We start from the raw sequence: 18,498 nt of genomic DNA, 5'->3' as shown, positions 1-18,498 counted from the left end.
GCACTGTTCAGCCAAATGGTCGGCGCGCTGATCCTCTCCCGGGCGATCGCGGACGCCGCCCCGGACCTGTCAGACGAGGTACTGACGGTCAATCGGCGGCGGCTCAAGAAACGGTGACCACCGTCGTCCCGGCCACCCCGGCACAGCGAGTCCGACGTCGAGCAGCCCCGCATGGCACCGTCGGCGGGTCAACTGCTGTGACGGACCACCATTTCCGTCACCTGACCACGACAACGGCCACCAGATGAGGATGCGCCCCGAGCCATGCTGGATGTCTGGAATCGGACCAGGGCGTTTTTTCGTCGCTGCGGAGCTGAGAATCAGCCGGAACCGCTCGCGAGACGTTGCAGAACCAACCGGAGCTGCGTGTCTGCGGCGGTCAGCCCGGCCTGGATGAGCTGCACCGACACTCCCTGCTCGTCGTGCCAACGGCCTTGCCCATCGGCCGGCCACGGCGAACAACCGCGCCGCGGCCTTGAGCTCGTCGAGTTTGGCGGCCGTGATCACCCGCGTCCCGGCACTGGCGTTCCCTGGTGGTTCACGATCCCGGCTGGGGCGCACCATGATCGGGATGCTGGTGAGGCCAGGGGGATTGTCCTGGTCCCAGCGGACGGAGCCGCCGAGCTGGTCGACGTCCTTCTTCGCGATCGCGTCGGTGGTGCAGCCCGTCTTCATCTCGATGACCGCGTGGCGGTCTCCGGTCAACGCCCAGAGGTTGTCCGGGCCTTTGCCATACAACTGACCGACGTGAACCTCAGGTGCGATCCGAGCCGTTCCTCCAGGTCGGTACCCCGCGACGGAACCGAGCCACGTCAGATCTCGCTCGATGTCATCTCACTCGCCGACCGTCGCGCCGCGAGGAAGAACCGACCTGCGCAGTCCGTAGAGACCCAGGACGGTGTCGTGGTGTTCCCGTTCGCGGACGACTCGACGAACGGCGAGACAACAGCAATCACGACCGGGTGGTTAATCCGCCATCTCCGGCGATCGAACGACGGCGCACAGTAGGTGTCCCGGTGTCCGGGCCGTCCGGGCTCTCGGACTGTGCGGTAACGCGGCCGGGGAAACGCCCAACGAGCCGATCACGCTCTCGGGGAACCGGGCGCAGCGTGTGCTGCAGCGCCGGATCAACCAATCCATCGCCGAGTACGAGGTCCTCAACACTCTGGAGCAGTCCTGGGGCGGGTTGTGCACCCACGTGCGTGAACGCTACAACATTGGTAAGCCGCTATACGGCTACAAGGCGAAGGTCATTCCGCATCCGAACCCGTCGAAGGCGGACAAGGGCCACACGAAGAGCCGGCTGAAGCCCGACGGGCGTCCGGGCCGAAACAGCGACGCAGATCGCGAACTGGCGTTACCACGAGGACGCCAGTTACGACACCATCGCCGACCGGCTCAACGCCGATCCGGAACGGTATCCGCCGCCTGAGCCGCCCGGCGGCAAACGGGCACGTAGAGCGTGGGGCAAAACCAGCGTGTACGAGATCCTGCGTAACCCGAAGTACACCGGATACCAGGTGTTCAACCGTCGCGCCTCCCGCTCAAAAGGAGGCAAAGTCAACGATCCGGTCAAGTGGGTGTGGTCGCCGAAACCGGTGCACGAGCCGTTGATCCCGAAGTGGATGTACGACGAGTCCAACGCTCGCCGTGAAGCGCGCCGAGGTTCGCGCGCGGACAACGAACCCAACGTGCACCCGCAGACCCGCCGTACCTACATGCTGCGCGGCATGGTTTTCTGCGGCTGCGGACGACGCATGTTCGGCACCCACCGGCACAACACCGCCTATTACATGTGCTGGCCCAAGAACAACAACCGCGGCCGACCCGACACCTACGCAGGCCATCCGAAGGCGATCTATCTTCGCGAGCCGTCCATCCTGGACGCGGTGTCCCAGTTTCTCGCCGACCGCGTCTTCGGTCCTCGTCGGCGCGCGATCCTCGCCGCGGACCTGGACGGACTCGACGATCGCGCCGCCCAGCAACGCCACGCCGACCGCGAACGGCTGCACCGTGTGTTGTCGGAGCTAACCCGCCGTCAGACCTCGGTCCTGCGCCAGGCGCAAGACGGCGAACCCGATGACCCATTCACCCAGGGCCTGCGCACGACCTACAACGAACTGGAGGCCCAAAAGAAGACAACGCAAGCGGCGATCGCTGACGTCGACGCAGCTGACGAAGCGGACCCGGGCAAGCCGAGCGAGGACGACCTCGCCCTACTCGGCACACTGCCCTTCCTCACGATGAACCTCGCCGACGCACCCGAGAAGCACCTACGGAGCCTGTTCGAGGCCCTCCAGCTCACGGTTGGCCTGATCGAGGACACCGACAAGGTCACCATCGAGATCCGACTACCCGCCGACGAGCTGGCCCAGATCGCCGTCCAGGCAGAAAGGACGAGTAAGACCATGCGATCCACACGCAAAACACCTGGTCAACGCGAAGGTTCTGCTTGTGTGGATGCTGTACGTGCCCCCGGTGAGATTCGAACTCACACTGGACGGGTTTTGAATCCGTTGCCTCTGCCAGTTGGGCTACGGGGGCCGACCGCGGGGAGACTCTACGCGAGCGCTCGTTCGCGGGACTGGGTGGGGCCCGGGTGCGGGCTGGGTGTCGCGCCCGCCACTTCGTGGTGAACGCCATCGTGGGATCTGGATCGTTCCCGGTAGGCTGACGGTTCGCGGGTGACCGCGTCGCCATCGTCGCGTCGAGCCTTCAGGAGGACAGCCGGTGACCGAAGAGGCTGCCGAGACCGCCACCGTGCCTCAGCGACGGGTGCTCGTCGCCGAGGACGAGGCACTCATCCGACTCGACCTGGTCGAGATGCTGCGGGAAGAGGGCTACGAGGTGGTCGGTGAAGCAGGCGACGGCGAGGAGGCCATCGGCCTCGCCACCGACCTGAAGCCCGACCTGGTGATCCTCGACGTCAAGATGCCCAAGCTGGACGGGATCGAGGCCGCTGCCAAGATCACCGGCGACCGGATCGCGCCGGTCGTCATCCTCACCGCGTTCAGCCAGCGCGATCTCGTCGAGCGGGCCCGTGAGGCGGGCACCATGGCATACCTGATCAAGCCGTTCGCCAAACGCGACCTGGTGCCTGCCATCGAACTGGCGGTCAGCCGGTTCTCCGAGCTGCAGGCGCTCGAGGCCGAGGTCGCCGGGCTCACCGACCGGCTCGAGACCCGCAAGGTCATCGACCGGGCCAAGGGCCTGCTGATGAGCCGGCAGGGCCTCACCGAACCGGACGCATTCCGCTGGATCCAGCGCACCGCGATGGATCGCCGCACCACGATGAAGGCCGTTGCCGAGGCCGTCGTGGAGAGCATCGGCTAGCCGGTCTCGCAGGCCGGCGGCGAAGCGGGCGTGACCAGGGGGTCGCGCCCGCTTCGCCGTGTCCGCGGTTGCTCTGCGCTGTGCACAAGGGCAGATTTGTTACCTTGAAGTCCGGCGATCGCGGCCTCGACCGCGATGACGGAGAGGGAGTTCCTAAACTGCCCATAGCGACCAGGCCCTGAGTCAAGAGCTCCATTCGGGCGGCACGTGCACACTCAGCGTTATCACTCGGTTGTCACAGTCCGACGATCGAGTGTAAATCGTCGGTTAACAGTCCTGACGACCGTCACGATGTGGATACAAGACGTGCTGTGACTCTGTGCAACACCCCGCGCGGCGGCTACGTTCAGCGGCCAGTCGAAGTCCCAGTGAGGGACCCGCCGTTCACCGAGCGAGCGGGTGGCATTTGGAGGAACGAGTGCAGAGAGCACGACTCACGAAGGTCATCGTGCTGGCCGCGGCGGGAGCCATCTCGCTGAGCGCGTGCGCGGCGCGAACCGACAGCGGCTCGGGTGGCGACAGCGGAGCCCCACAGGCCGCGGCGCCGTCGGCGGCGGCCAACGCCGCGGACCCGGCAGGTGACGGGAAGGCCCAGTGCTCGCCGGTCTCCATCGCCTACGCGGGCACGATCAACGGTGCCAACGCGGCCCTCGGGCAGAACATCCTGAAGGGTGCCAAGCTCGCCGTCGACCAGCACAACAAGGCCAACCCGGGCTGCCAGGTCAAACTGGAGCAGTTCGACACCGAGGGCACGCCGGACAAGGCGCCGGGCATCGTCACCCAGATCGCGAACACGCAGAACATCATCGGCGTCATCGGCCTCCCGTTCTCGGGCGAGTCGAAGGCCGCGGGCAACATCTTCAACTCCGCGGGCCTGGTCGCGGTCTCCCCGTCCGCGACCAACCCGTCGCTGGCGCAGAACGGCTGGAAGACCTTCTTCCGCGCACTGGGCAACGACAACACCCAGGGCCCGGCCGCGGCGAAGTTCATCACCGACGAGCTCAAGGCGAGCAAGGTCTGCGTGATCGAGGACGACTCGGAGTACGGCACCGGCCTCGCCGCGTCGATCACCAAGGCGCTCGGCGCCAAGGCCACCTGCCAGGACAAGGTCAAGACCAAGCAGACCGACTTCTCCGCGGTGGTCAACAAGATCAAGGGCGAGAAGCCGGACGCGGTGTTCTACTCCGGCTACTACCAGGAAGCCGCGCCGTTCGCGCAGCAGCTCAACGACGCCGGTGTCGCCGCCAAGTTCGTCGGTCCGGACGGGGTGAAGGACGACCAGTTCGTGAAGGGCGCCGGTGACGCCGCCGCCACCTCGTACTTCACCTGCCCGTGCGTGCCTGCCGACCAGTTCACCAAGTTCACCGACGCGTACAAGGCCGCGACCGGTACCGACCCCGGTACCTATTCGCCGGAGGCCTACGACGTCGCGACGATCCTGGTCAAGGGGATCGACGCGGGCAAGAAGGATCGGGCCGGCCTGCTGGACTTCGTGAAGAACTACGACGGCCAGGGCATCACGAAGCACTTCAAGTGGGACGCCCACGGCGAGCTGGCCGCGACCACCGTGTGGACCTACAAGGTGGAGAACGGGAAGATCGTCCGCAACACCGAGATCAAGTAGCGCACCGCTTCGGTTCCACGCACCGGGGTGCGGGCCAGGCGGTGGTGATCCCGCCGGGCCGCACCCCGGACCCACTTGGAGAACTAGTGTGTCGATGACCCATGACCTCAGTTCGCTCGTCCTGGCACAGGGCGGCAGCGACTGGATCACCTTCGATGTGGATTCGTTCCTGAACCAGTTCTGGGACAACACGATCGACGGCTTGTCCTACGGCAGCATCTACGCGCTCGTGGCGCTGGGCTACACCCTCGTCTACGGCGTCCTCAAACTGATCAACTTCGCCCACTCCGAGGTGTTCATCTACGGCGCCTACGCGACGTGGTTCACCTTCTACGGCCTGGGATTCCGGCCGGGCGCCACCCCCGATCTCCCGCTGCTCCCGCTGATCGGATTCCTGCTGCTCGCACTGGTGGCGGCGATGGCGGTCTCCGGCGGCACCGCGGTCGCCCTGGAACGGGTGGCCTACCGGCCGCTGCGCAAACGCGGGGCACCCCGGCTGGTCTTCCTGATCACCGCGATCGGCGCCTCGTTCGTGCTGCAGCAGATCCTGTTCATCTGGCGCGGCGGCAACCCGGAGAACAGCATCCGCCTGCTGCGCAACGACGAGGTGTTCACGATCTTCGGCGGCAGCGTCACGATCGTCACGATCATCACCGTGGTCGCCTCGATCCTGCTGATGGTCGGTGCGGACATCTTCGTGAACCGCACCAAGTTCGGCCGCGGCATCCGCGCGGTGGCCCAGGACCCGGACACCGCCACGCTGATGGGCGTCAACAAGGAACGCGTCGTCACGCTCACGTTCCTCATCGGCGGCCTGCTCGCCGGCGCGGCCGCGCTGTTCTACATGATGAAGATCCCGCAGGGTGCCTCGTACCAGGGCGGTTTCATCCTCGGCATCAAGGCGTTCACCGCGGCGGTGCTCGGCGGTATCGGCAACCTGCGCGGGGCGCTGCTGGGCGGCCTGCTGCTCGGGGTCGTGGAGAACTACGGCCAGTCGCTGTTCGGCGGGGCGTGGCGCGACGTCGTCGCGTTCGCGCTGCTGGTGCTGATCCTGATGTTCCGGCCGACCGGTATCCTCGGCGAGTCGCTCGGGAAGGCGCGGGTATGACGACGTCCTCGACTCCGGCCGCGCCGCCTGCGGCGAAGCGCCGCCGTCCGGTCTCGGACTGGTGGAACAACCTGTCCCGGGTGCAGCAATGGGTCGTGCTGATCCCGCTGGTCGCGTTGGTCTACCTGCTGCCGGTGCTGAACCCGCCGCTGATCACCACCCAGCCGGGTTACGACTTCCCGATCGCGATGTTCGAGGTGGCCCGCTACGCGCTGGTCGCCATCGGCCTCAACATCGTGGTCGGCCAGGCCGGTCTGCTCGACCTCGGCTACGTCGGGTTCTTCGCGGTCGGCGCCTACGTGATGGCGTTGTTCACCAGTCCGGACTCGTCGCTGGCGAAGCTGCCGTTCCTCGCCGTGCTGCCGATCGCGATGGTGGTCACGATGATCTTCGGCGTCCTGCTCGGCACGCCGACGCTGCGCCTGCGCGGGGACTACCTGGCCATCGTCACGCTCGGCTTCGGCGAGATCGTGCGGCTGCTGGCGGACAACGTCGACCCGCTGCGCGGCAACCGCGGCTTCCAGGGCGTCGGGCACCCGCCGGGCAGCAAGGCCGACGGCACTCCGCTGTTCACCAACACCGACGGGGTCCCCTGGTACTGGCTCTGCGTCACGGTGATCATCATCATCCTGTTCGTGGTCGGGAACCTGGAGCGCAGCCGGGTCGGCCGCGCGTGGGTCGCGATCCGCGACGACGAGGACGCGGCCGAGATCATGGGCGTGCCCACGTTCAAGTTCAAGATCTGGGCGTTCGTCAGCGGCGCCGCGGTCGGCGGTCTCTCCGGCGCGCTCTACGCGGGCCAGCTCGGTTTCGTGAACAACCAGAAGTTCGACGTGGTCACGTCGATGCTGTTCCTCGCCGCGGTGATCCTCGGCGGCGCGGGCAACAAGGTCGGCGTGCTGCTCGGTGCGATCGTGGTGGCCTACGTGCCGCTGCGGTTCCAGCAGATCGCGGAGTACAAGTATCTGATCTTCGGCCTGGCGCTGATCATCCTGATGATCTTTCGCCCGCAGGGCCTGCTCGGCGCGCGGCAACGGCTGCTCTCCTACGGCAGGCTGGCGTACCGGCGGTTGCTCGGCAAGGGTGAGCAGGTCAGCAGCGACGGGTCGCTGGCACCCGAAACCCCGGGAGGGAAGGCATGACCGTCCCCGGCAACGGCACCGGGCCCGAGGTCCCCGCCGAAGGCGGCCTGGTGGCCGAGGTCGCGAACATGACCGCGGACCAGCTCGCCGAACACGAGGCCGAGGTCGCCGACGTCGTCGCCCCTGACCGGGTCATCGACGTCGCGGTCGGGCAGACCCTGCTGAAGGTCGACGACGTCACGGTGCGCTTCGGCGGCCTCGTCGCGCTGGACTCGGTGTCCTTCGACATCCGGCGCGGGGAGATCCTCGGGCTGATCGGGCCGAACGGCGCGGGCAAGACCACCTGCTTCAACGCGATGACCGGCGTCTACCGGCCCACCTCGGGGCAGGTGCTGCTCGAGGACCGGCCGCTGGGCAAGGCTTCGCGGCACACCATCACCCGGCTCGGCATCGCCCGCACGTTCCAGAACATCCGGCTGTTCGGCGAGATGACCGCGCTGGAGAACGTGGTCGTCGGCACCGACGCGCGGCACCGCACGAGCCTGCTCGGCGCACTGCTGCGCAGCCCGCGCCACCACCGCGAGGAGAAGCAGGCGATCGAGAAGGGCATGGCGCTGCTGGAGTTCGTCGGCATCGCCGACCGGGCCGCGGACCGGGCGAAGAACCTGCCCTACGGCTACCAGCGGCGGCTCGAGATCGCGCGGGCGCTGGCCACCGAACCGAAGCTGCTCTGCCTCGACGAGCCTGCCGCCGGGTTCAACCCGGCGGAGAAGGAAGAGCTCATGGGGCTGATCCGGACCATCCGCGACGACGGGTACACCGTGCTGCTGATCGAGCACGACATGAAGCTCGTGATGGGCGTGACCGACCGGATCGTGGTGCTGGAGTTCGGCAAGAAGATCGCCGAAGGGGTGCCTGCCGAGATCCGGGAGAACCCCGCCGTGATCGCCGCCTACCTGGGAGTTCCCGACGATGACGTTGCTTGAGCTTGCCGGCGTGTCCGTCCACTACGGACGGATCAAGGCCGTGTCGGAACTGTCCATCACGGTCGACGAGGGCGAGATCGTGACCCTCATCGGGGCCAACGGCGCGGGCAAGTCCACCACGATGCGGGCGATCTCCGGGATCCGGCCGATCTCCGGTGGCACGATCCGGTTCGACGGCGAGGACATCTCCCGGCTGCGCGGCGATCTGCGGGTGGTCCGCGGAATCTCGCAGTCGCCCGAAGGCCGGGGCATCTTCCCCGGGATGACGGTGCTGGAGAACCTGGACATGGGCGCATACGCGCGCAAGGACCGGAAGAACCTGCAACCGGACTTCGACCGTGTTTTCGAGCTGTTCCCGCGGCTGGCCGAACGCAAGAGCCAGGTCGGCGGCACGATGTCCGGCGGTGAGCAGCAGATGCTCGCGATCGGCAGGGCGCTGATGGCCAAACCGCGGCTGCTGCTGCTCGACGAGCCGTCGATGGGGCTGGCCCCGCAGTTCATCCAGCAGATCTTCCGGATCATCACCGAAATCAACCGGCAGGGCACCACGGTGCTGCTGGTGGAGCAGAACGCGCAGCAGGCACTTTCCCGCGCGCACCGCGCGTACGTCCTGGAGACCGGGCGGATCACCAAAACCGGCACCGGCAAGGAACTGCTCGCCGACACCAGCATCAAGGAAGCCTACCTCGGCGTCTGAACCTGATCGCCGTGCCTGATTGCCGTGGCTTAGCCGCGGCGGTGTGATCTCGCATGGGGGTTCAGTCGTGCAGCGGCCGGTGGTGCATCGGTTCAGGCCGTGCCGTCGGTGCGCCTCGGTCAGGAGCCCGGGGGCCGGTCTCGTACCACGCAGGTGAGCCGGGCGCTGCAGGTGCGGCGGTCCTGGTCGTCGGTCAGCACGATCTCCGCGGTGATCGTGCCGCGGCCGACGTGCAGGGGAGTCGCGACGCCGGTGACCGTGCCGGAGCGGACCGCGCGGTGGTGCGTGCAGCTCAGCTCCAGGCCCATCGCGGCACGGTCGGGAGCGTTGAGCGCCGCCAGCACCGATCCGAGTGCCTCCGCGACGGTGGCGTTCGCCCCGCCGTGCAGCAGGCCGTAGGGCTGCAGGTTGCCCTCGACCGGGATGGTGCCGACGACCCGTTCCGGGGTCATCTCGGTGATCGTCAGCCCGATCTTGTCGTTCAGCTGCTGGCCTGCGGCCAGCGGGTCGGTGCCCGCGAATCGCTCCGGCATCGTCTCGGCGGCCTGTTCGGTCACTCCATGCTCCTCACCCGATGCGACACGCAAGAGTGTCGGACCCTCACCTTAGACTCGGCCCCGTGAGCCCGAGTGAGAACCGAACCGTTGCCAACGCCACAGGCGCCACCACCACCGAGCGGCCCCGGCTGCTGCTGATCGACGGCCATTCGATGGCCTATCGCGCCTTCTTCGCGCTGCCCGCGGAGAACTTCCGCACGAAGACCGGGCAGGTCACCAATGCGGTGTTCGGCTTCACCTCGATGCTCATCAACCTGCTGCGCGACGAGGCACCCACGCATCTGGCGGTGGCCTTCGACCTGTCCCGCAAGACCTTCCGGTCGGAGACCTACGCCGACTACAAGGCCAACCGCAGCACCACGCCGGACGAGTTCCGCGGCCAGGTCGACCTGGTCAAGGAGGTGCTCGAGGTGCTCGGCATCCCGTCGCTGGTCAAGGAGAACTTCGAGGCCGACGACATCATCGCCACGCTCACCACGCAGGCCGGCACCGAGGACTTCGACGTGCTCATCTGCACCGGCGACCGCGATGCATTGCAGCTGGTCAACGACCGGGTCACGGTGCTCTACCCGAAACGCGGGGTGTCCGACCTGGTCCGGTTCACCCCGGAACAGGTGGCGGAGAAGTACGGGCTCACCCCGAGCCAGTACCCGGACTTCGCGGCACTGCGCGGCGACCCGTCGGACAACCTGCCCGGCATCCCCGGCGTGGGGGAGAAGACCGCGGCCAAGTGGATCCGCCAGTTCGGCACCCTGGCCGAGCTGATCGACCGGGTGGACGAGGTCAAGGGCAAGGTCGGCGACGCGCTGCGTGCGCACCTGTCGTCGGTCACGCTCAACCGCGAGCTCACCGAGCTGGTGCGTGACGTGCCGCTGGAGGCCACGCCCGAGCAGCTGCTGCTGCGCCCGTGGGACCGCGAGGCGGTGCACCGGCTGTTCGACGAGCTGGAGTTCCGGGTGCTGCGCGACCGGCTGTTCGCCACGCTCAGCAGCGCCGAACCGGAGGCCGAGGAGGGCTTCGAGGTGTCCGGTTCGGCACTCGAGCCCGGTGCGCTGGCCGGCTGGCTCGGCGCACACGCCGGCGAAGGCGAGCCGATTGCGCTGTCCTTCCGCGCCACCGGCACGTCGGTCCGCTCCGACCTGCGGGCGGTCGCGTTCGCGGCCCCGGACGGCGAGGGCGCCTACGTCGACGTGACCGCGATGGACGAGGCGGACGACCGTGCGCTGTCCGGATGGCTCGCGGACCCGAAGATCCGCAAGATCGGGCACGATCTGAAGGTACCGCTGCACGCGGTGCGCGCGCGCGGCTGGCAGTTCGCCGGGCTCGTCATGGACACTGCGCTCGCCGCGTACCTCGCGCGGCCGGGCCAGCGCACGTTCGGGCTGGACGATCTGGCGCTGCGGTACCTGCACCGGGAGCTGCGCTCGGAATCCGGCGACGGCGACGGTCAGCTGTCCCTGCTCGACGGCGGCGCCGACGAGCTGGCGCAGAAGGAGATCTCCGCGGAGCTGGTGCGCGCCCGCGCGGTGTTCGAGCTCAGCGGTGCGCTCGGCACCGAGCTGACGGAGCTGGGCGGGACGAAGCTGCTGGCGGAGCTGGAGCTGCCGCTGCTGGAGGTCATCACCGAGCTGGAGGCGGCCGGTATCGCGGTCGATCTCGACCAGCTCACCGAGCTCGAGGCGCACTACCTCAGCCGGGTCACGCAGGCGGCGGAGGCCGCGTACGGGGTGATCGGCAAGCAGATCAACCTCGGTTCGCCCAAGCAGCTGCAGGTGGTGCTCTTCGAAGAGCTCGGCATGCCGAAGACCAAGCGCACCAAAACCGGCTACACCACCGACGCCGAGGCACTGCAGAGCCTGTTCGAGAAGACCGAGCACCCGTTCCTGCAGCACCTGCTGGAGCACCGCGACGCGACCCGGCTGCGCACCACGGTGGAGGGGCTGATCAAGTCGGTCGCCGACGACGGGCGCATCCACACCACGCTGCAGCAGACCATCGCGGCCACCGGGCGGTTGTCGTCGGTCGAGCCGAACCTGCAGAACATCCCGGTGCGCACCGAGGAGGGCAGGCGCATCCGCGACGCGTTCGTGGTCGGCGAGGACTACCCCGAACTGATGACCGCGGACTACAGCCAGATCGAGATGCGGATCATGGCGCACCTGTCGCAGGACGAGGGCCTGATCGAGGCCTTCAACAGCGGCGAGGACCTGCACACCTTCGTGGCGTCCCGGGCATTCTCGGTGCCGGCCGAGGAGATCACCCCGGAGCAGCGCTACCGGGTCAAGGCGATGTCCTACGGGCTGGCCTACGGGCTGTCCGCCTACGGCCTCTCGCAGCAGCTGCGGATTTCCACCGAAGAGGCGAAAACGCAGATGGAAGCGTACTTCTCCCGCTTCGGCGGGGTACGCGACTACCTGCAGTCGGTGGTCGGCGAGGCGGCCAAACAGGGCTACACCGAGACCATCTTCGGCCGCCGCCGCTACCTGCCCGACCTCAACAGCGACAATCGGCAGCGTCGTGAAATGGCCGAGCGGATGGCGCTCAACGCACCGATCCAGGGCAGTGCGGCGGACATCATCAAGGTCGCGATGCTCAACGTGCACCGCGCGCTGGCGGAGGCGAAGCTGCACAGCCGGGTGCTGCTGCAGGTGCACGACGAACTGGTACTCGAGGTCGCCGAGGGCGAACGCGCGGAGGTCGAGAAGCTGGTTCGCGAGGGCATGGGCTCGGCCTACCGGCTCGCTGTCCCGCTGGAGGTCTCGGTCGGCTACGGCCGCTCGTGGAACGAAGCCGCGCACTGACGTCGCCGGCGAGGCCGGGGGAGCTGCTGAGCCGACCACGGCGTGTGCCGGTCACCCCCGGTAGCTCGGGAATCACCGGGCCGGGGCGGACCACGCCCCGGCTGCCGGTGCCGTCCGCGGGGGCGGCGGGTCACGCTGGGGTCATGGATCCCCGGCGGCGGGGGCGGAAGGGAACGGCCCCGATGGCGAGTGCACTGCAGTGCGCGAAGATCGGCATGGTGTTCGGCGCGATGGACGTCGACAGCGACGGATTCCTCACCGAGGAGGACTTCCGGGTTCTCACCTGGCGGTGGGCGCGCACGAGCGGGCAGACGTCCGCGCGCCGGCTGTCCGCGCTCCTCACGGGCTGGTGGAACGCCCTGTGCGCGGCGTCCGATCCGGTGCACGACGGGCGGGTGAGCCTCGCGGAGGTGCTGCTCGTCGTCGAGCAGTTGGGGGAGCGGCCCGGCGTGGTGCGTGCTCCGGCGGAGGAGATGTTCTCGGCGATCGACGCGGACGGCGACGGCCGCATTTCGCGCGTGCAGTACGGCCGGCTGATCGAGGCGTGGTGCGGTGCCGCTCCGGACGTCGACGAGGTTTTCCCACGGCTGGACCGCGATGGCGACGGCCACCTCTCGGCCGCGGAGTTCAGCGCGCACTGGACGGAGTTCTGGGCAGGCGACGACCCGGCGGCGCCGGGCACCTGGCTGTTCGGCCGGATCGCGGTGCCGGTGGCCTGAGCCGGCCGCCCGCGGGTCCGGTGTGGACAGTGGGCGCGCGGACTTCGGTGCACGAGCAGGAAAACGTGCAGATGCAGCAGAATCCCGGTGCGGCGGGTGATTCACCCGGCCACCCGCCCGGACAGCGGTACCGGCGCCGCGCCGGATGCACTTAGCGTGATGTGCGCAGATGCCGATCGATTCCGGAGGACCGAGACATGCTCAACCGGCTCTTCACGACCTTCCTGCGCCACGGCTGTTGTTCCGCCTGCACCGGCAAGGGCTGTGGCTGCTGCGCGAACTGCGGCTGATCCGTGCACGGGGACCCGGCCGTACTCGCGGCCGGACCCCGCTCACTGCTTGCCCAGCCCACGCACCAGCACCATCACCGCGTCGACGACGTCGGTCCTGGTGCGGGCGGGCTGGAACACCTGCCAGTCGAGCGCGACGACCAGGATCGTGCCGAACAGCCCCGCGGCCGCGGTGGGGATCTGCACCCCCTCGGGCAGCCTGCCCGCCGCGTCGAGCCGCTCCAGCTGTGCCTTGACCACCGCGATGATCTCCTCGCGCAGCAGTGAAAGCGTGTCCTGCCACCGGCCCGGCGTGCGCCACAGTTCGCTCACCACGATCTGCGAAAATCCCGGGTACTCGCCGATGAACTCGAGCGTGGTGTCCACCTGCGCCTCGATCACCTCGAGCGGGTCGGCGTCCGATTCGGCCGCGCGCAGCCGGGTGGCGAGCAGATCCACCCCGAACCGCAGCAACGCGTCGACCAGGCCGTCCTTCGAGCCGAAGTTGTAGTACACGGTGCCCTTGGCAACGCCGGCTTCGGCGGCGATGTCGTCGACGGTCAGCCCGACGAGGCCCTTGCCCGCGGAAAGCCGCAGGGTCGCCTCGAAGAGCTTCTGCTTCGTCGCCTCTCTCACAGGCTCAGCTCGGGTTTGAGCGCGGACACCGACCACACCCGGTTCCTGCGCGCGGCCAGCGTGGACAGCAGCACCCCGCCGACGAGATAGGCCACGAGCACCCCGACGTCCCCGAGGATCTGCAGGGACGCACCGGAGTACAGCAGGTGCCGGAACCCGTCGATCGCGTAGCCCATCGGCAGCACCACGTGCAGCGGGTACAGCGCGTCCGGGATGGTCTGCCACGGGAACGTGCCGCCCGCGCTCACCAGCTGCAGCACCAGCAGCACCAGCCCGAGGAACTTGCCCACCGCACCGAAGAACGCATTCAGCGCGTGCACCACCGAGGTGAACGCCAGCGACACCAGGAATGCGAACCCGATCGCGCCGAGCGGATGCGCCACGTGGATACCGACGAGCCAGGTCACCGCGGCGAACAGCACCACCACCTGCGCCAGTCCCAGCAGTGCCGAGGACAGCCAGCCGCCGAGCGCGACGCGCAGCGGCGAGGCGCCCGCGGTGAGCGCGCGCGTGGACAGCGGCCGGATCAGCAGGAACAGCACGAAGGCGCCGATCCAGGTGGCCAGCGCGATGAAGAACGGGGCGAGTCCTGCACCGTAGGTGCCTGCCGAGGCCACGCCGTTGGAGGTGACCGCAACCGGATCGGCGATGGTGTTCGCGGTGGCCGTGCGGGTCGGGTCGTCCGGGTTGGGGATCTGCGACAGCCCGGACGACAGTCCGTCGCGCAGCTGCGTGGCGCCGCTCGCGAGCTTGTCGGTGCCGGTGACCGCGGTCTTCTCGCCGTCGTCGAGCTTGGCCGCGCCGTCACGCAGCTGGTTCGCACCGTCGGACGCCTGCGCGATCCCGCTCGTGAGCTGGGGCGCGGACGACGCGAGCTGGTGTGCCCCGTCGGAAACCTGCCGTGCGCCGCTCGCGAGCTTCTGCACGTCCCCGTTGGCCGACTGGATCTTCCCGTTCGCCTGGTCGACCGGGGAGCGCAGTGCGTCCAGCCGGCCCAGGATGTCGGTGACCTGGCTGTCGGACAGACCGGCGTCGTGCAGCTGGGTGTTCAGCTGGGTCCGGTAGCCGTCGAGCCTGCCCTGCAGGTCGGACGACGCCGAGGCGGCCAGTGCCGCGGCGTCGGCCACCTTCTGGTTGCCGTCGGCCACTTGCCCGGCACCGCTCGCGAGCTGCTGGGCCTGGCTCGGCAGCTGCGCGGTGCTCGATTTCAGGGTGCCCAGCCCGGTGGCCAGTGTCCCGGAGCCGGTCGCCAGCTGCGCGGCGCCGTCGGCGAGCTGGTGCTGTCCGGTCTGCAGTTCGGCCGCGCCACCGGCAAGCTGCTTGGCTCCGTCGGTCGCTTCGGAGATCTTGCCGTAGATGGTGGAGAAGCCGACGAGGAACCGGTCCGCGGCCTCGCTGCCGACCTTCTCCGCGATCGTCTTGCGGACCTGGTCGGCCACCTGCTTGGCGATCGTGCCGGAGAGGTAGTTGTTGGCGTCGTTGGTGGTGAGCGTGATGGTCGCCTGCTGCGGTGTGAAGTTCCCGGACGACAGCAGTGCCGCGGAGAACCCGCTCGGAATGCCGATGGCGAACGAGTACTTGTCGTCCCGCACCCCGTCCCGAGCGTCCTTTTCGGACACCTCGTGCCACTGGAAGGTGCCGGACTTCAACAGTTCGTCGGCCACCTCGCGGCCGACGTTGCGCTCCGCACCGGAGGAGTCCTTCGCCCCGCCGTCCTCGACGAACACGGCCGCGGGCAGCTTGTCCAGCCGGCCGTAGGGGTCGTAGTTCGCGTAGAGGTAGAAGGACGCGTACAGCAGCGGCACCAGCACGAGTGCGGCCATCGCGAGTTTCGGCAACGTGCCGGTGGACAGGCGGCGAAGCTCGTTGCGCGCAATCCGGAACGCGTTCAACCCGCCGGCACGCTTGTCGGGGGTGGTCATGCCCGGTCTCCTTCGGCGGTCTCGGTCTCGGTCTCGGGCGGGGTCTCGGGTTCGGCTGCGGCGGGGGTGGCGAACCGTACCGGCTCCGGTTGTTCCACCGACCCGATCCGCGCCGGCGGCTGCGGCAGCGCCGAGGGCGGGGTGGTCGCGGTGAGCACAGCGACCGCGAAACCGCGTTCCGCGTGCGCACGGGCGACCTCGGCCCACGTCGTGACGTCGCTGGTGTGCCGGTCCGGGGTGTCGAGGACCAGCATCCGCACCCCGGTCCGTTCGGCGGCCAGTTCGGTGAGCAGCCGGATGCGCAGCGCCGGTCCGAGGTTCTCGAACCGGCTGCCGGCGAACGGCGCGGCGTCGTGTGCGGCCAGCCAGCCTGCGACGTCCTCTTTGCCCGCCGGGCGGTGCGCGAGGGCGAGTTCCTCGCCGGCGACCACGCGCAGCGTCAGCGCCTCGTCCGGTTCGCTGACCCCCGGCGCGTCCACCACCGCGACCAGCCGCCGCAGGTCGCCTGCCGGATCGGCGGTCACCGTGCCGGTGGTCGGCCGCAGCCGCCCGGCGAGCGCGAGGGCGAGCGCGGTGATCCCGACGCCCGGCTCGCCGTGCACCACGGTGAGCCCGCCCTCCTCGGCGGTGAGCGAGGTCGGGGGCAACAACGGACCGTGGGGTCCCTCCAGGGACACCCGGTCGGCGCGGACCTGCACGGCCATACTCCTGTTTCTGCTGGACACCTGTACTGAACTGACCGGTCAGTTCAAAAACTAGCGCGCAGGACGCCACCCGGCAACGCAGCCGGCCGGACATCACACCACCGGGTGGCCGGCTCGGTGCGGGCCGGCTGAATGCAGGGTCGGCCGGGTGCAGTGCCGGTTCAGCGGAGTGCCGACGCCGGGTGTGCCTCCCACGACGTCCACAGCGGGCGGTAACCCTGCCGGTGCCAGAAGACCGAGGAGAGCGGGTTGAGCGGGTTGTAGTAGAGGTAAGTGCCGATTGCGCCCCGGTCGTGCAGTTCGCGGTGCGCGCGGGCCATCAGCGCCTGACCGACCCCGCCGCTGCGGTGGCCGTCCACGGTGACCACGTTGTTCACGTAGCCCCATCGGCCCGGCGGCAGCAGTTCGGCAGCCTCGTTCCCCGGTGCGGACTCGACCCAGGCGCACTGCGCGAGCCCGATCACTTCGCCGTCCGCCTCGGCGAGCCAGGTGGCGGGTTCTTCGAGCGCGCGCCGTAACGCGGGACGCAGCAGTTCGGCGGTCTGCTCCCGGCGGCGGTGTGCCACCAATCCGGTGTAGTCGAAGGTGGCGGTGCACAAGGCCAGCACGGTGGCGAGGTCGTCCGGTCCGGCGAGCCGGACGGCGGGCGTGCCGGGAGTGCGGGGACGCGCGTCCTGCCCGGTGCGCACGGCGAGCGCGGCCAGCGGGGCCATCCCGTGGTCGAGGAAAGCCCGGATCGCCTCGGCGTCCCGGCTCGGCCAGTTGACCACGCACGCCGAGTCCGGTTCGGCCGGTTCGGTGTCCACACGGGACCGGAGCACGCCGAGCAGCGCGTCGAATCCGGCGGTGCCGGGCGTCGCGGGATCGGGGAACAGTTGCCACACCTGCGCGGCCGACCAGAGCAGCGCGGCGTCCCCCGGTTCGTGCCGGAACCGTTGCAGCACACCGGAAACCCGGTCACCGGTGGCAGCGACGGCGGTGACCGGCTCGCCGTCGGCCTCCGGTGCGGGCGGTGGCAGCAGCGGGTCGAGTGCGCGGAAGCGCTCGGCGTGACTCATCCGGCGCAGCGTAGCCGTTCAGCCGCGGCGGGTGCGGAAGATCGCGGTGCCGGGGAACAGCTTGCCGCGCAGCGGGCTCCACTGGCCCCAGGTCCGGGTGTGCCCGGCAGGCCACTCCGGTTCCAGCAGATCCGCCAGGGCGAACCCGGTGGCCGCCAGTGCACGCACGTAGTCACCGGTCGTGCGGTGGTATTCGACGTAGGTGGCGGCGCCGTCGTCGTCCACCTCCACGTACGGCGTGCGGTCGAAGTACGGCTGGGTGACGGTGAGCCCCTGCGGGCCCGGGTCGTCCGGGAAGATCCAGCGCATCGGGTGGGTCACCGAGAACACCCACGGAGCGCCCGGCCGCAGCACACGGTGCACCTCTGCGAACACCGTCTCCAGCGAAGGCACGAACGGCAGTGCGCCGAACGCGGAGCACGCCACGTCGAAACTGCCGTCGGCGAAGGGCAGCCGTTCGGCGTTGGCCTGCACGAGGGGGACCGGCACGCCGGTGCGGACGTTGCCTTCGCGGGCGTGCCGCAGCATTCCGGCGGAGAGGTCGGTGCCCACCGCCGCGGCGCCTGCCGAAGTGAGCCAGCGCGAGCATGCGGCCTGCCCGCAGCCGACCTCGAGCACACGACGGCCGCGTACGTCGCCGAGCAGGCGGGCGTCGGCCTCGCGCACGCCCTCGGGGCACCAGACGAAGTCGGCGTCACCGAGGAATCCACCGTGCGTCGCTTGGTAGTCGTCGGCGTCCGCGTTCCACCACGCGAGGTTCGCCGCCTCGGCTTCGGCGCCGCCGACCGAGCGGTGCGCCACCCCGGTGGTGCCGAGCCGCTGTTCGGTGCTCTCGTACCGGCTCGCCGGCGGCGCTGCGGGCTCGGGCATGACGGCTCCTTGCAGGGCGGGTGCGGGAATGGTCCGGGCGGGCGGAACGTTGGGCTCACCGTAGCGGGAGCCGGGACCGACCCTGATTGTGTCCGGTACCGGGGCCCGCGTACGATACGTGTTAGCGCAGTG

At 69.1% G+C, this 18,498-nt stretch carries 15 protein-coding genes, 1 tRNA gene and 1 pseudogene; 10 read left to right on the top strand and 7 right to left on the bottom strand.

Features of this window, described 5'->3' with window-relative positions; genetic code table 11:
* The first annotated feature begins 1,111 nt into the window (after nucleotides 1-1,111).
* Nucleotides 1,112-1,432, top strand: a complete 321-nt coding sequence (locus ABD793_RS38555) for a hypothetical protein (protein ID WP_344868501.1) — start codon at nucleotides 1,112-1,114, stop codon at nucleotides 1,430-1,432.
* Nucleotides 1,344-1,841 (top strand): annotated as a pseudogene (locus tag ABD793_RS42910) (recombinase family protein); the annotation flags it as partial. The gene ABD793_RS38555 and the pseudogene ABD793_RS42910, both read left to right, overlap by 89 nt.
* Nucleotides 1,842-2,470: 629 nt before the next feature.
* Here ABD793_RS42910 and ABD793_RS38550 read toward each other — a convergent pair.
* Nucleotides 2,471-2,544: transfer RNA gene (locus ABD793_RS38550), tRNA-Leu, on the bottom strand.
* Between the two features lie 186 nt (nucleotides 2,545-2,730).
* On the opposite strand from ABD793_RS38550, the gene ABD793_RS38545 reads away from it, so the two are divergent.
* From ABD793_RS38545 to ABD793_RS38520, 6 genes are all read left to right on the top strand, one after another.
* A complete protein-coding gene (locus tag ABD793_RS38545) occupies nucleotides 2,731-3,333 on the top strand; it encodes an ANTAR domain-containing response regulator (protein WP_344868500.1) in 603 nt (200 codons plus the stop codon).
* 448 nt (nucleotides 3,334-3,781) lie between these two features.
* The gene (locus ABD793_RS38540; protein ID WP_344868508.1) at nucleotides 3,782-4,957 is read left to right on the top strand and encodes a branched-chain amino acid ABC transporter substrate-binding protein; all 1,176 of its coding nucleotides are present in this window, start codon (nucleotides 3,782-3,784) and stop codon (nucleotides 4,955-4,957) included.
* Nucleotides 4,958-5,051: 94 nt separating this feature from the next.
* A complete protein-coding gene (locus ABD793_RS38535; RefSeq protein WP_344868499.1) occupies nucleotides 5,052-6,065 on the top strand; it encodes a branched-chain amino acid ABC transporter permease in 1,014 nt (337 codons plus the stop codon).
* Nucleotides 6,062-7,207, top strand: a complete 1,146-nt coding sequence (locus tag ABD793_RS38530) for a branched-chain amino acid ABC transporter permease (RefSeq protein WP_344868498.1) — start codon at nucleotides 6,062-6,064, stop codon at nucleotides 7,205-7,207. The genes ABD793_RS38535 and ABD793_RS38530 overlap by 4 nt, the downstream gene beginning before the upstream one ends.
* Entirely contained in the window at nucleotides 7,204-8,133 is a 930-nt protein-coding gene (locus tag ABD793_RS38525) for an ABC transporter ATP-binding protein (RefSeq protein WP_344868497.1), read from the top strand. The genes ABD793_RS38530 and ABD793_RS38525 overlap by 4 nt, the downstream gene beginning before the upstream one ends.
* Nucleotides 8,120-8,830 (top strand): ABC transporter ATP-binding protein, encoded by a 711-nt coding sequence (locus ABD793_RS38520; RefSeq protein WP_344868496.1) that lies wholly within the window; start codon nucleotides 8,120-8,122, stop codon nucleotides 8,828-8,830. The genes ABD793_RS38525 and ABD793_RS38520 overlap by 14 nt, the downstream gene beginning before the upstream one ends.
* Before the next feature lie 119 nt (nucleotides 8,831-8,949).
* Here ABD793_RS38520 and ABD793_RS38515 read toward each other — a convergent pair whose 3' ends face one another.
* The gene (locus tag ABD793_RS38515; RefSeq protein ID WP_344868493.1) at nucleotides 8,950-9,387 is read right to left on the bottom strand and encodes a PaaI family thioesterase; all 438 of its coding nucleotides are present in this window, start codon (nucleotides 9,385-9,387) and stop codon (nucleotides 8,950-8,952) included.
* 62 nt (nucleotides 9,388-9,449) lie between these two features.
* Between ABD793_RS38515 and polA the strand changes: the two genes are divergently transcribed.
* Both polA and ABD793_RS38505 read left to right on the top strand, forming a co-directional pair.
* Complete coding sequence (gene polA, locus ABD793_RS38510; RefSeq protein ID WP_344868492.1) at nucleotides 9,450-12,188, top strand: DNA polymerase I; 2,739 nt, start codon at nucleotides 9,450-9,452, stop codon at nucleotides 12,186-12,188.
* 182 nt (nucleotides 12,189-12,370) lie between these two features.
* Nucleotides 12,371-12,907 carry an EF-hand domain-containing protein gene (locus ABD793_RS38505; RefSeq protein ID WP_344868491.1) on the top strand — a complete coding sequence of 179 codons (537 nt, stop codon included), beginning with the start codon at nucleotides 12,371-12,373 and terminating at the stop codon, nucleotides 12,905-12,907.
* Nucleotides 12,908-13,239: 332 nt separating this feature from the next.
* Here the strand turns inward: ABD793_RS38505 and ABD793_RS38500 are convergent, their stop codons facing one another.
* From ABD793_RS38500 to ABD793_RS38480, 5 genes are all read right to left on the bottom strand, one after another.
* Complete coding sequence (locus ABD793_RS38500) at nucleotides 13,240-13,812, bottom strand: TetR/AcrR family transcriptional regulator (RefSeq protein WP_344868490.1); 573 nt, start codon at nucleotides 13,810-13,812, stop codon at nucleotides 13,240-13,242.
* Complete coding sequence (locus tag ABD793_RS38495) at nucleotides 13,809-15,704, bottom strand: YhgE/Pip family protein (protein ID WP_344868507.1); 1,896 nt, start codon at nucleotides 15,702-15,704, stop codon at nucleotides 13,809-13,811. Before ABD793_RS38495 ends, ABD793_RS38500 begins: the two co-directional genes overlap by 4 nt.
* Before the next feature lie 26 nt (nucleotides 15,705-15,730).
* Entirely contained in the window at nucleotides 15,731-16,432 is a 702-nt protein-coding gene (locus ABD793_RS38490; protein ID WP_344868506.1) for an ABC transporter ATP-binding protein, read from the bottom strand.
* A 167-nt stretch (nucleotides 16,433-16,599) separates the two neighbouring features.
* Nucleotides 16,600-17,496 carry a GNAT family N-acetyltransferase gene (locus tag ABD793_RS38485; protein WP_344868488.1) on the bottom strand — a complete coding sequence of 299 codons (897 nt, stop codon included), beginning with the start codon at nucleotides 17,494-17,496 and terminating at the stop codon, nucleotides 16,600-16,602.
* Between the two features lie 18 nt (nucleotides 17,497-17,514).
* Nucleotides 17,515-18,366: a class I SAM-dependent methyltransferase gene (locus tag ABD793_RS38480; protein WP_344868486.1), complete on the bottom strand. Its 852-nt coding sequence runs from the start codon at nucleotides 18,364-18,366 to the stop codon at nucleotides 17,515-17,517.
* Between the last annotated feature and the right edge of the window lie 132 nt (nucleotides 18,367-18,498).

Source organism: Amycolatopsis ultiminotia (assembly GCF_039536925.1).
GTDB lineage: Bacteria > Actinomycetota > Actinomycetes > Mycobacteriales > Pseudonocardiaceae > Amycolatopsis > Amycolatopsis ultiminotia.
Note: the sequence above shows the minus strand (reverse complement) of the source record. Positions and strands in the feature narration are given on the sequence as shown.